This is a genomic window from Ignavibacteriales bacterium (assembly GCA_016709765.1).
Classification (GTDB): domain Bacteria; phylum Bacteroidota; class Ignavibacteria; order Ignavibacteriales; family Ignavibacteriaceae; genus IGN3.
The window spans coordinates 345174-359293 of record JADJMD010000009.1; the positions used below are offsets into that span (position 1 = coordinate 345174).

A 14120-nucleotide genomic window follows, 5' to 3' on the forward strand; every position below is an offset into this window, starting at 1 on the left:
TCCCAAATCTATTTTAATCTATCTTTAAGTTCATAAATATTATCTATCTCACTAGGATCAAAACCTCTTAAAACTCCTGTATAATAAGTAATCCAATCACATAAATAAATTAAATCAAGTAAACGAACTTTAAATAATTTTTCACTGCTTTTTAAACTAAGCGTTTCAACTCCGCTCTTTGAAAATAGATCTTTTAATATTTCAAATCTCTTTTGTATTTGTGGATGATAAGTTTCATCAATAATGTTTATGATTTTTGAATGAAACATTTTTTCCTGGTATGATTCCCAGCCAATTATTTCATTGTGATTCATCTCGGGTATTTCATTGTGGAATGCATGAAGTTTTGAATTTTCGTTAAACTGACATTTAAATCTATAGCCAACTGCGCTAGTGGAGTCAACAACGGAATAAATAACAGGAATAAATCCCACAAAAGATTCTGCAAAATTATGCGCAAAGTTTTCATCTTGCGAATACTCAATTCCTTTTTGTTTCCAAATCTTAATTATTTTTTCTACAATAGATGTTTGATCAGAAATAAGTTTTAATTCTTGAAAAACTTTTAACAACGAAAAAAAACTTAAACCAAGTGAATAACGTGGCTGAAATCCAGTTTGAACTTTAACGCAAGAAATATTTTTACTTTTTGCAATTGTTTCAACTTCGCCGCCCGTTGTGATACAAACAATTTTGCAACCTACTTCAATTGCTTGTGTTAATGCTGAAATTGTTTCTTCAGTATTGCCGGAATATGAAGATGCAATGAACAATGTATTCTTATTTGCAAACTTTGGCAAATTGTAGTTTCTGTTAACCGCAATAGGAAGAGTGATTTCATCGCTTAAAAAGTTTTTAATAAGATCAGCACTAATTGCTGAGCCGCCAAGACCACTAATAATTATGTTTGATATTTCACTCGATGTGATTCCATCAATTTTAAAATTATTGCTCCAAGCAAACTCAATTTGTTTATATGTATTTATTAAAACATCAAATTGATTTTGCGGATCGTACTTTTTAACGTAATCTATAATTTTCATATTTATATAATATTCCTTGTTCTTGTTATATTATTTTCCTCAAAAAACTTTTTTACTTTTTTCTGAATATCAATTTCAGTTTTGCACTGCAAACATTCTTCCGCTAAAATTTTTGCTTTCTTAAATTCAAAATCACGAATTATCCTTTTTGCGTAAAGAATTGTTGCTGGACTCATACTCAATGAATCCAAACCTAATCCAACAAGCAATGGAATTGCAAGTGTATCAGCTGCCATTTCCCCACAAATACTGATAGGAATTTTACTATTCTTTGCTGCTTCAACAATGTGATGAATCGTTCTAACTACAACAGGGCTAAATTCTTGATATAAATTAGTTACAAGGTCGTTACCTCGATCAACTGCCATCATATATTGGATAAGATCATTTGTTCCGATACTTATAAAATCGATCTCTTCTGCATATTCTTTGGCCATAACGGCAGCGGATGGAACTTCAATCATAATCCCAATTTTAATATGATTATCAAATTTTATTTTTTCTTTTTTCAGATCAGTCTTACATTCCTGAATAATTTTTTGTGATCGCCAGACTTCATCTAAAGTCGAAATCATTGGAATCATAAAACGAATATTTTTAGTTTCACTTGCTCTTAATACTGCTCTTATTTGAGTACGAAATAGTGATTCATTTTCTAAAAGAAATCTAATCCCGCGCAAACCCAAAAATGGATTTGGCTCTTTGTAATCATTAAATCGAAATTTATCACCACCGATATCAAAAGCGCGAATTGTTATGACCTTTGGATAAATTCTGGATGCAAGTTTGGAATAAATAATAGTTTGTTCTTCTTCATCAGGAAAACTACCAAGCTCATTTAAAATCTGCTCAGATCTATAAAGTCCAATTCCATTTGCGTTGCTTGTAATTACCATATCAATCTCGCCGGTAACATCCACATTGGCATCTAGCTTAATTTCTTTTCCATCCAGCGTAATTGCAGGCTGATCTTTTAATTCATCCAAACCTTTTTGCAGTTCAAATAATTTCTTTTGTTTTTCTTTAAAGAAATCTATTTGATCTTCCGTGGGATTTGTAATGATGTAACCATGAAAACCATCCACAATAATTGTATCACCATCTTTAATAAGGGTTGAAGCATTGTGTGTACCCACAACTGCAGGAATATTTAACGAACGAGAAATAATTGCCGCATGCGATGTAAGACCACCATGATCAGTAACAAAAGCTAACGCTTCTCTTCCAGAAAAAAGTAATGTGTCGGCAGGAGTTAACGATTCACTAACAACAATCAAGTTCTTATCAATTTTTGATTGCCATCTTTTCTTTTGCAAATTGCGAATGATTCTATGTTTAATATCTTCAATATCGTGTGCACGTTCTTTCATATAAGATTCGTGCGAAATGATCATCAACTCTTGATATTTTGATATTTCATCCGCAACAATAAATTCAGGTTGGATTTTTTCTTTTTGAATTCTTGTTTCAATATTTTCAATTAAGATCGGATCATCAAGTATCATAACCTGAGCCTCAAATATTGCGGCTCTAACTTCATCCATTTTTTCACGAGCAATCCCAAAAATTTTATTTAATTCTTTTTTGGATTGCTTTAAAGCCTCGTGAAAATTTTTTATTGATTCTTCAATATCGGTAATTGGTGCTTTGCTAATCTCAAGTTTTTCTTTTGAAAATGAGTATACCTGACCAATAACAATTCCAGGTGCGGCGGCAATTCCTGTAATTTTGTTTTCAGATTTTTTATATATGTCTTTAAAAGATTTCATAACTCGTCAAATCCCCTTTCAAAATAAGCAACAATTTCATCGCAAGCTTTTTGTTCATCTGCACCTTCAAAAGTTAGTGTCAACTCTGAACCAATTTCAGCTGCAAGAGTCATAACCCCAATAATACTTTTACCATTTATACTCATTCCATCCCGATAAATATAAAAGTCACTTTTATATTTTGCCGCTAGTTTTACAATTGTTGCTGCAGGACGTGTATGCAATCCGGCTTTATTAACTATCTTAACTATTTTTTCAATCATTATTTATTTCGTTTAATTAATGAATCAGCCAGCCAGTGGAATATTTCTATTTCCCCTTTATTGGATAGTTTATTTATTGATCTTAATGCTTTCTTTGAATAACTACGGATCGCAAATTTTGCATCATCAATAACACCAAGTTTTTCATAAATCTTTTTATAATAATTTATTTGATTTTCTTTGATACCTTTATTTGAAATAACTTTTAATAAATCAGTTTTGTCTTTCCCTTTTGCCTTTTCGAGTGCTTCAATAAATAAAAATGTTTTTTTCCCTTCCATCAAATCACCACCGATTCGTTTTCCAAACTCAAATTTATCGGCAATAATATCTAACAGATCATCCTGTATTTGAAAAGCAATTCCAAGGTATTTTCCATAATTAGAAAGTGCTTTTATATCATCCTGGTTTCCATTTGCAAGATAGCCACCAAGTTCACAGCACATTCTAGCAAGAGCGGCAGTTTTTTTCTCAATCATTTTTATGTATTCCGGAAGAGAAACATTCTTGCGTGTTTCAAATTCGGTATCCAAACTTTGGCCTTCACAAACTTCAACCAACCCTTTGGTAAATGAATCCAATGCTTGCTTTGCATTTATCTTACAATCTTTTAGCAGAAATTCATACGCTACGGCAGCAAGAATATCCCCTGTAAGAATTGCTGTATTTAAATTGTATTTTTTGTGAAGTGTTAAATTACCTCGTCGTAAATCAGCATTATCCATTATGTCATCGTGAACAAGCGTAAAGTTGTGAAGCATTTCAACAGATAGTGCTGCATTATAAAACTGCTTATAACTCCCGCCAACTGCTCGTGCTGAAAGTAATACAAGTAGTGGTCTTAATCGCTTGCCGCTACTTTCTAATATGTAAGAAGCTGGACCATAAAGTGAGAATGGATTTCTATTCATTAAAGATTTTTTTAGTTTTTTATCGATTACTTTTCGTTCTCTTTCATAAAAGGATGAGAAGCTCTTTATTTTATTTAACTTCAAAACAATAATTCCTTTAAAATTAATTTATCTTCTTTTAATTGAGTAAGATCATGAGAACCCGTCAGATACATAATCTTTTTTAGATGCTCGAACCAATTTACGATTAATTTTATTACTGCTTCCTCATCTTTATTTATGAGAGTTTGCAAAATAATTCTTGCCGATGCAACTATATCAGAGCCCAATGCAAAAGCAATAGCAAGATCCGATGCCGAATTGATTCCACCGGAACCGATTAACGTAAAATTATATTTCTTTTTTAATGGATAAATTTCTTTCAGACAAAATGAAGTTGGCAATCCCCAATCCCAAAATTCATTATCCGTTGATTTATTTCTAAGTAATTCAACTCCAGCCCAGCTTGTTCCACCTGCACCAGCAACATCAATACCACGCACGCCAACATTTAAAAGTTTTATCGCAGCATCTTTACTTATTCCGGAACCAACTTCCTTAATAATTATTTGTACTTTAGATTTTTGAACCAACTTTTCTATTTTTTTTAACAATCCAACAAATCTTGGTTCGCCTTCTTTTTGCAGAAGTTCCTGTAACGGATTTAAATGAACCACAAACGCATCTGCCTCAAGCATTTCAATTAATAATAATATTTCAGAAATGTTCTTTGATTGAACAACCTGTGCTGCCCCAATATTCCCAAACACAGGCACACTTTTAGCTTTTTTCCGTATTATTTTGTATGAATTGTGATGATCTTTATTTTCTAATGCTTGTCTTTGGCTTCCAACTCCTATTGGTATTTTTAATTCTTCAGCAATTTCCGCAAGTCTATTATTTATATTTTCTGCTTCCTCGGTTCCACCAGTCATGCAAGAAATAAGAAAAGGATAATTAATTTTCTTAGAAAATAATTTTGTCTGAAATGAAATTTTTGAAATATCAACTTCAGTTATAGCGCTATGTATAAAGTCATATTTATCAAAACCGTTCGTCTTAGAATTAAATGCAACTTTGTCCGTTAAGCAAAGTTCAATGTGCTCTTTTTTCCTTTTTGATGTTTCAGTTATTGATTTTGGCATTTTTGTGTTGATTAATTATTTGTTTGCAAAATATAGAAAATAAAATAAATATGCTGTTGCACCACGCACTGAGATTTATGACTATTTGTACTCCATAAATTCGCTTTCGTTAAGGTATAATTTACCCACTTCAATCTCACCCCGAACAGAATTTGTTAACACAATTTTATCAGCTTCAATTAAATCTTTCAGATATATTCTTCGTTCACGGATCATTGAATTATTTTTTAATAAATGTTTTCGATAAACTCCAGGCAATATGCCAGCATTCGTATGCGGAGTTGATATTATATCGTTATTGTGAATGAATATATTTGTAATCGCACCTTCTGAAATCTCATTGGACTCATTAATAAAGATAACATCAAAAAAGCCTATTGAGGAATATTTTTTATACTCTGAATTGTACAGGATACGATTAGTAGTTTTAAAATATTGAAATTTGTTATTAGCACTAACTCTTTTATTCGAAATGATTACATTGATACATTTTGGTAACTCTTGTAAAGCCAAAATTGAATGTGTCAATTTTCCAAATTTATCTAATGCAATTCTTATTCGATACGACTTGTGGTCAGTATTTTTTATGATTTGATTTAATTGGGATTCAATAAGCTTTTTATCAAAACAAAAAAGAAAATATTCTGCTGTCTGCTGCATTCTATTTAGATGATCTTTAACTAAAAATATTTTCCCATCCTTTAAAAGCATTGTTTCAAAAATTTCAAAAGGTTTTTCAGGATGCGATAAAAAGTTCCCTTTCAATTTTGTCTCTTCATATTCTTCTTCAGCTACACTATCCCAAACGACCCCACTTCCAAGTCCAATTGTTCCGTTGCCGGATTTTTTATTAATTGTTAAAGTTCTAATCGGAACATTAAAAGTAATTTTATTATTTCTAATCAAGCCGATTCCGCCTGTATAAATATTACGTTTATCTTTTTCTAATTCATTAATAATTTCCATTGTTCTGATTTTTGGAGCACCTGTAATTGATCCGCAAGGGAATATATTTTTTATAACTTCAGAAAGACTAATATTTTTTCGCATCTTCGCTTCAATCGTACTTACCATTTGATAAACTGACTCATACTTTTCAACTTCAAACAAATTTTTAACTTTCACTGAACCGTATTTACTAATCTTGCCCAAATCATTTCGAATCATATCAACTATCATAACATTTTCAGCACGATTTTTTTCACTATTCTCCAATTCATATTTTGCAAGCGCATCAATGGTCAACTCTATTCCCCTCCTTGATGTCCCTTTCATCGGCTTTGAAATGATTTTACTTTTATTAATTTCAAAGAATAATTCCGGAGATAAAGAAATAATTATATCATTAGAATTATTGATAATGGATGTGTATTTAGCAGATTGATTGAACACAAGATTGTTAAATAATCCTGAAAAGGAACCACTAAAATTAAAATTACCTTTTATTGTGTAATTAACTTGATAAGTGTCACCTTCTTCAATGTATGATTTAATTTTTTTAATTGATTTTACAAAATCATCTTTTAATTTATTCAGTTTGAAATTTTTAATTTTATACTTTTCGCTTTCACTAAAATCAATATCAAATGATTTTATTTTCTGTACTTCCTTTTTATCATAAAAGAAAAATTGAAACAATTTTTCATTTCTAGGTAATAGATAGTTCAAAGACTTTTCTAATAAATATCCTGCTTCGTAATTGATCAAAGAATATCCATAAATTCCTTTGTTTACTAGATTGTCTATCTGAGATAATTTTTGATCCAGATCTCGTAAAGATTTTACAGTTATAATTTCTTTCGGCTTTAGAAATAAATATGAGTCACTCTTTCCATAAATTTGCGGAGTAAAAAAGAACGCTGCATTAGGAGTTGATACTACTTTATTTATTATATCTTCTATCTTCATTGCCATATAAAAAGTTTAATAATGTTTTGTCTACGCTACATGATTTTTCACACTTTACTAATTGTAAACAATCCCAACTTACTGCATCCGTAAATCAAATCGGACAATTTTAATTCGAACATTTTTCTATTTTCACTGCTATTTTGTATTCTAAAGTTTGGGTATAGTGAGTTTATATCCTTGCAATGTTCAACTAATGCCTCAAAAAGAATATTCGGTTTCAAATTATATTTTGACTTTAAATAGGCAAACTCTAATTCTCTTGAATTAAAATAATCAATAGGTTTCAACTCACATCCTGCACTTTTTAACCGAGCCATTGTATAGCTCAAATATAATCCTGCTGAATTTTTAGGATTATTTATTATATCCAAGTTTATAACTTTATCTACCTCCGGATTTGATTTTAAAATAAAACCTGCAAATACATTATAAATAAGTTGCAAATCATCATTAAATGATCCCTTTACTTGATCAATAAATTCATCGATTAAAATAACATTTCCCATTCGACTTGACATTTTTAATCCTGATATTTTAACTAAACCTAAACCAATATGTCTTGTATTTGGAAAAAGTTTTTTAAGAATTTCAAAATGATTACTTTGCTCTTTTCCTGTCAAATAAAGTGTTGGTGCATTTAGTAGTTCAGCAAGTGAAACATCCTGATAAAAATATGATGTTTGCCCATTGCTTTTTATTCCCACAATTTTTTCTGCACCTATTTCAAAAATTTGTGTCCCTTCATAATCTCCTGAACCGTTTTTCAGTAAATTACCCCCGTATTTAACTTCCGAAGCCATAAAAGATTTGTCCGCAATAAATTGGAAGTATTTTTGATAATTATTTAAGGATAACACTGCATCTTCTGTTTTCACTTCCCCTTCCAAAGTGTCTCCATAAATGCTAACTGTTTTTTTGCATACTCCAAGTGATTTGAATGATTTGCTAATAACTAGATTTGAGAAATGGCCGATATGTAATTTCTTATTCAAATTGGGACTAAATCCATCCATCCATTCAAATTGTTCTGCATCTAAAAAAATGTCTGAAAGCTTTATTCCACTTGGAATATTAATGTTAGTGTATTTATCTGCTGAACTTATGTGAAATGAATTGTTATTAATCCATACTTGAACGTCATTATCTGGTTCTCCATAAACGCAAAGTTCAAAACCATTACTAATTAATTTCGGAACTACTTTTATTTTATTTATGTCTATTTTCATGATACCAAACTAAATTTTGTAAACTTTGTTATCTAAATTAAAAACGATTTACTATTTTTAGCCATTGCTAATTTAATAATACTCGAGAACACTTAATGAACAAACCGCGTCTTTCCTTCTGGCAAATCTGGAATATGAGTTTCGGATTTCTTGGCATTCAATTCGGATTCGCTCTTCAAAATGCAAATGTAAGTAGAATATTTGAAACTCTAGGAGCAAGCATCGATTCAATTCCAATTCTTTGGATAGCCGCACCAGTTACAGGACTAATTGTTCAGCCAATCATAGGACATTGGAGTGACAGAACCTGGAACAAACTTGGACGAAGACGACCATTCTTTTTAGTTGGAGCTTTGCTTGCATCAGCGGCAATTATTTTTATGCCAAACTCTCCAACACTTTGGGTAGCCGCCGGAATGCTTTGGATTATGGATGCATCAATAAATATTTCAATGGAACCTTTTAGAGCATTTGTTGGAGATATGCTGCCTTCGGAACAGCGGACTGTTGGGTTTTCTATGCAAAGTTTTTTTATTGGAATTGGCGCAATCGTTGCTTCCGCTTTACCGTATATGATGACAAACTGGTTTGGTATTGCAAATACTGCAGCAGCTGGAGAAATCCCTGACTCAGTTAAGTTCTCATTCTACATTGGCGGTGCAGTTTTTCTGTTTGCAGTGCTCTACACTGTATTTTCAACAAAAGAATATTCACCTGAAGAATTAAAAAAGTTTACTGATGAAGAAAAGAAATTATCTCAATCAAAAACTTCTATTAGCAATTTAATTTCAGCAACATCATTTAACAAAAATGGTTTGATCTGGATTTTTGTTGGATTTGTTGGTTCTGCAATCCTTCACTTTGTGCTGCACGAAAATGATTTTGGACTTTATGTTTTATTTGTTGGTTCAATCATTTTTGGATTACTTCAGATAATGGCTGGATTTTTTACAAATCAAAATAAAACTACTGGTGGATTGGTTTCTATCTTAAATGATCTTTACAATATGCCAAAGACGATGAAACAGCTTGCAGTTGTTCAATTCTTTTCCTGGTTTGCTTTATTTGCAATGTGGATTTATACAACTCCTGCAGTAACACATCATATTTATGGTGCAACCGATCCTTCTTCAGAGTTGTATAATCAGGGAGCAGATTGGGTTGGAGTTTTAATGGCAGTTTACAATGGATTTGCCGCAGTTATGGCGTTTGTGATTATGTGGGTTGCAAAGATTACAAACAGAAAAACTGTTCATATGATTTCTCTTATCATTGGAGGAATTTCTTTCGCATCATTTTATTTTATAAAAGACCCTAACCTCCTTTTAGTATCAGAATTGGGAATTGGTTTAGCGTGGGCATCAATACTTGCAATGCCTTACGCAATTCTTGCCGGTTCACTTCCTGCTGAAAAAATGGGAGTTTACATGGGCATCTTTAATTTCTTTATTGTCATACCACAAATTACTGCAGCAGCAATTCTTGGTTTCTTTGTAAAAAACATTGTTGGCGGCGAAGCAATTTATGCCCTACTTCTTGGTGGTGCATCAATGATAATTGCTGGATTGTTTACTTTAATTGTAGATGATGTGGATTAAAATAATTTCTGGATCAATTCATCTTTTGTAATTGATAAAAGTAAATGTGCTTACTATATAAAGATGTTTGTTGTCGGAAAGAGAAACCTTAAAGTGTTCAATAAAAACTTTCATAAAGCAGCTCAAATAAATTTTTAGAAACTAAAACAAAATTAATAGTTAAGAAAACAAATTATAATTGTATAATCACAGAATGTTTTACTTTGGGTAGTTGTAAGTACCAAGCCAGGAGTAAGCCTCGAAAAGATTATTATTTTTAACTAGTTCCTCATACTTAGATCTTGTAACAAAACTATATGTTTTTAGGAACCATACAACGTAGGAACCCACAGCAATTAATTCCTCTGATTTTATCAAAGTCAAATATTCATTTACTTTCAATATCCAGCTTTCAAGAGTTTTTAACTCTCGATGATCATAAAACATATGTAAATGATTGTAACCAAACCCAACCTGTAAATCACAATAATCCCCAGAGGCAGTTGATACCCATAAATCAGGATTTCCCTCAAATGGCGAAGGCCATTCAATGTTAAATCTAGTTTCCCATTCTTCATCATTTTTAGCATAATGCAGCCAATCAGGAAAAAGCTGATTAATTTTTAAAAGTACTTCCTTGGCGAAGTAATCCAATTTATCAAAATCAAAATTTTCGTTGATGCAGATCAAATCAAGTTTGGGGTTATTAAATTTTAATAAAATCATTTTTTTAGTCTCAACGAAAGAACCCGCTTGCATTCTTTAGAAATAAACTCCACTCAGAAGATTAGCGGCATTTAATTCAATATTATAAATTTCCTCTAATCGAATCTAAAACACTTTAATTATTCCATCCTATTCAGCTTGAATAAAAGTTGAATTTACTGACTCATTTAAACTTCGATTTGTCTGCTCGGAATGCACAAGCCAGACTAGCCCAAGTCCGGTCACAATACCGTATCCAAAATCAGCCATACCTCCATTGAGCGATAAAAGACCCCTCAGCAGCCATCCTGACACGTTTAACAAGATCCAAAGGTTTGCAAGTTTCAATTGCTGACGGAGTATCAACCATTGTGGCACTCCTAGAAACAAACTGAATGTAATAATGCACAACCAATATCCCGTCAAGTGCAGGTTCCAATTGTAAATGAAGAAGCCTTGGACGGTTTGGCCAAATGGATAGCCTACTGCAAAGCCAACAGCACCTGCTAAAATAAGCCGTAAAGGGGACACACCAACAGCTCGAACTATTGGCCATTGCAGGCAAGATATAACTCCACCCCAAACAAAACCCTTACTTAAACGAGCCCATATTCCTGGTTCACCTCCCATAAGGCTGGCTGTATCTGAGCCGAAAACATAGCCCAAAGACATCCCAGCTGTTGAGAGCAGAAATCCAATAAGCCAAGGTATAATCTTAATCAAAGTATTAAATCTTGTTTTCATTATTGATATTCCTCTAACAACTAATTAAAACTAGCATATAAGAATTTTATAATAGAGGTCATTTATCTCCACTTTTATATAATTTAATCATAGATCCAATTCCGCCAATAATTAAACCTGCTGGACAAAGAAAAATTGCTGATATAAAAGAATACCCCTATCACTTCAAGAAATGTTCCCTTACCTACGGCTTCAAAAACATTATGTAAAACTACACTAACAACAAAACCCACCAATGAAGAAACGAGTAGTATGACATAAGGCTTTGACTTTACCCAATTATGTGTAAATGCAAGAATAAAAAGCACGCTACTTAAAAAGCAAGTAGAATGCCCGGCAGATTATCGGGTATACTGACAATGAATGCGGCTGCCAGTGATATTACACCCAATAAAAATAAATATAAGTTTTTCTTTGTTTGAATATTGAATACATATTATCCTTCTTTCCATTAATATTTATTTCTTACTTCAGTAAAATCATTTTTCTTGTTTGCACAAAATCTCCAGCTTGCAACCAGTAGAAATAAACTCCACTTGGAAGGTTTACTGCATTCCAGGTTAAATCATAAGTGCCAACTGTTTTTTCTTCGTTACCTAGTGATTCTATTTCATTACCAAGAATGTCCAAACACTTTAATTATAACATAGGATAATTGCGGAATTGAGTATTTTATTTTGTTGAAGGGTTAAGGGGATTGGGGTAATTTTGTTCGAGTATGAATTCTGTTGGCAGAGTTGTTTCTTGTTCAACTGAAACGGGTTCGAATAGTGATGTTGCAAGACCAAATTTTATGAGAGAGGCATTTCCGCTGTACCACATCCACAATGAATCTCCTATTAATTTTATACTGCTACATTCTACCTTTGGCCAATCCCACATTCCTGAAGATGGCGAAAGTACCGGATTTTGTTGGTGTTTTGTCCATTCAATTCCATCAGAAGATGTTGCTAATCCCACATCAATTCTGGCCCAAAAACCGATGTTTGAACCTGCATACCCCATATAATAAATTTCATCAATTAATAATACCTCCGGATACCACACCCATTTACCTTCCCATCCTCCTGCGACACCTGGTTCTAATACAGGATTATTTATTGTGTCTCGCTGCCAGGAGATGCCGTCCTCAGATGTTGCATAGCCTATATATAAATTTCCATTTGCTAATGCTGTAGTAAAGCCTGTATACCAAATTTTATAACCGCCAGAAACCGGCATTACATAGCAAGCCATTACACCGCCTGCTTCCCAAGGATCTGTTCCGGATTCAAAAATTGGATTATGCAGAGTATCTTTAGTCCATTCAATTCCATCCAGTGAAGTAGCATATCCGATTTTGCATTGATTATAATCGGGTTGAAGACTTGAAGAGTACCACATTTTATATTGCCCATTTTCCCGAATTACAAAAGGGTATTGCACATTGTATTGATCCCAAGTTCCACTTGTAGGAGTAAGAACGGGGTCTGGATGCAAGTCCCAGGATATACCATCAATTGATTTTGCATAACCAATTCTATAAGGAAAAACTGGATTGCCGGCAGTACCTGAAAACCACATTTCAAATCTGGAAGAATCAGCATTGAATAATACACTTGCTTCGCATACGTTCCGGTTCCAGGAGCCAGAGGCACCATTTATTAAACCGAGAGGATTTCCAACGTACTTTGTCCAGTTTACCTGGGCAACTAAATCTCCACTGCTCACAACTAATAGAGTTATTAGCAACAATGATTTGTAAAAATGAATTCGCATTGCAACCTCCTAATTAGGGATGATTGGTTAGTGACTTATTTAATTAAAATCATCTTCTTTGTATTTATATAGTCACCTGCACGCAACTGATAGAAATACACTCCGCTTGGTAGATTCCGGACTTCGCCGGAATGACTGTTGAACTCTATCTCATATCTTCCTGCCGGTTTGTACTCATCAATTAGAGTCATAATCTCGTTACCTAGTACATCGTAAATTTTCAGAGTTTGCTGACTGCCTACTGGGGACTACCAACTTATCTTTGTACTCGGGTTAAACGGATTTGGATAATTTTGTTCGAGTATGAATTCTGTTGGTTGACTATTTTCTTGTTTAACTGATGTAACTATCTCACTTGACGGTCTTCGCCAGACACCTCCAGAGCTTAATATCATATCTTGTCCTAAACCAGCGTAAATGTATCCGTTGTTATCTAGTGTGAGCGATTGGATATTTATGGAATTAATAAAACCTTCGTTTCTTGAACCTAAACTATCACCTTCATCAGAGAACAGGAATACACCTAAATCCTCTGTACCGACTAACAAACCAACTGATGGTATAGTGAGTCCACACCAGGGTATCATTGTGCTAATTTGTGTATGAGTACTACAGGTATCAGAACTTAGGAAAATACCATTTCCCCACTCCCCAAGCATTTCTCTACCACAAATGATATTACCATTCGTAAAAATGCCAAGAGCAGAAGCCGAATTAGGACCACCTATTTCTTCCCAGGTAATTCCATAATCTGATGATAAGGATATGCCACCGCCGACTGAACCACTCCACCACGATCCTCCGATAGTTATAACAAATTGATTTCTAAAATAAAATAACGCACCACCTCTACTAATATTAGCCGGAGTTCTCCAATTTAACCCACCATCGGTTGATATACCAAAAAAGCCCTCCCAACCAGCATTTCCGAATATTGGGCCACGTTGAGCAACGAAGCAGAAAATAATTCCAGTAGGGCCGACTCGTGTTTGTCGTGGAGTATAACAACCAAGATTACAAGGTAAAGAATCATCTATCTGTTCCATAATATCAGAATAAATCCAGGTATCACCATTGTTCAAGGAATAA

Annotated in this window: 12 protein-coding genes and 1 pseudogene; 1 reads left to right on the top strand and 12 read right to left on the bottom strand. The window is 33.1% G+C overall.

The features are described from left to right. Positions 1 to 8: 8 nt before the first annotated feature. The 7 genes from IPJ23_05500 to IPJ23_05530 form a co-directional block, all read right to left on the bottom strand. A complete protein-coding gene (locus tag IPJ23_05500; protein MBK7630145.1) occupies positions 9 to 1043 on the bottom strand; it encodes a bifunctional phosphoglucose/phosphomannose isomerase in 1035 nt (344 codons plus the stop codon). 2 nt (positions 1044 to 1045) lie between these two features. Then, positions 1046 to 2812 (bottom strand): phosphoenolpyruvate--protein phosphotransferase, encoded by a 1767-nt coding sequence (ptsP, locus tag IPJ23_05505; protein ID MBK7630146.1) that lies wholly within the window; start codon positions 2810 to 2812, stop codon positions 1046 to 1048. Continuing rightward, positions 2809 to 3075, bottom strand: a complete 267-nt coding sequence (locus IPJ23_05510; GenBank protein MBK7630147.1) for an HPr family phosphocarrier protein — start codon at positions 3073 to 3075, stop codon at positions 2809 to 2811. The genes ptsP and IPJ23_05510 overlap by 4 nt, the downstream gene beginning before the upstream one ends. Continuing rightward, positions 3075 to 3986, bottom strand: coding sequence for a polyprenyl synthetase family protein (locus tag IPJ23_05515; GenBank protein MBK7630148.1), 912 nt, complete (start codon positions 3984 to 3986; stop codon positions 3075 to 3077). Before IPJ23_05515 ends, IPJ23_05510 begins: the two co-directional genes overlap by 1 nt. Positions 3987 to 4066: 80 nt before the next feature. Continuing rightward, the gene (locus IPJ23_05520; protein ID MBK7630149.1) at positions 4067 to 5110 is read right to left on the bottom strand and encodes a type 2 isopentenyl-diphosphate Delta-isomerase; all 1044 of its coding nucleotides are present in this window, start codon (positions 5108 to 5110) and stop codon (positions 4067 to 4069) included. Between the two features lie 81 nt (positions 5111 to 5191). Further along, positions 5192 to 7018 (bottom strand): aminodeoxychorismate synthase component I, encoded by a 1827-nt coding sequence (gene pabB, locus IPJ23_05525; GenBank protein ID MBK7630150.1) that lies wholly within the window; start codon positions 7016 to 7018, stop codon positions 5192 to 5194. Between the two features lie 47 nt (positions 7019 to 7065). After that, a complete protein-coding gene (locus tag IPJ23_05530; protein ID MBK7630151.1) occupies positions 7066 to 8247 on the bottom strand; it encodes a hypothetical protein in 1182 nt (393 codons plus the stop codon). Between the two features lie 95 nt (positions 8248 to 8342). On the opposite strand from IPJ23_05530, the gene IPJ23_05535 reads away from it, so the two are divergent. After that, positions 8343 to 9845: an MFS transporter gene (locus tag IPJ23_05535; GenBank protein ID MBK7630152.1), complete on the top strand. Its 1503-nt coding sequence runs from the start codon at positions 8343 to 8345 to the stop codon at positions 9843 to 9845. A 198-nt stretch (positions 9846 to 10043) separates the two neighbouring features. Here the strand turns inward: IPJ23_05535 and IPJ23_05540 are convergent, their stop codons facing one another. The 5 genes and pseudogenes from IPJ23_05540 to IPJ23_05560 form a co-directional block, all read right to left on the bottom strand. Then, on the bottom strand, positions 10044 to 10550 hold the full coding sequence (locus IPJ23_05540; GenBank protein ID MBK7630153.1) for a hypothetical protein: 507 nt from the start codon (positions 10548 to 10550) through the stop codon (positions 10044 to 10046). 129 nt (positions 10551 to 10679) lie between these two features. Next, positions 10680 to 11273, bottom strand: coding sequence for a hypothetical protein (locus IPJ23_05545; protein ID MBK7630154.1), 594 nt, complete (start codon positions 11271 to 11273; stop codon positions 10680 to 10682). A 465-nt stretch (positions 11274 to 11738) separates the two neighbouring features. After that, a complete protein-coding gene (locus tag IPJ23_05550) occupies positions 11739 to 11903 on the bottom strand; it encodes a T9SS type A sorting domain-containing protein (GenBank protein ID MBK7630155.1) in 165 nt (54 codons plus the stop codon). Between the two features lie 42 nt (positions 11904 to 11945). After that, a complete protein-coding gene (locus tag IPJ23_05555; protein ID MBK7630156.1) occupies positions 11946 to 13031 on the bottom strand; it encodes a hypothetical protein in 1086 nt (361 codons plus the stop codon). A gap of 35 nt (positions 13032 to 13066) precedes the next feature. Next, positions 13067 to 13690, bottom strand: a pseudogene (locus IPJ23_05560) (T9SS type A sorting domain-containing protein). Between the last annotated feature and the right edge of the window lie 430 nt (positions 13691 to 14120).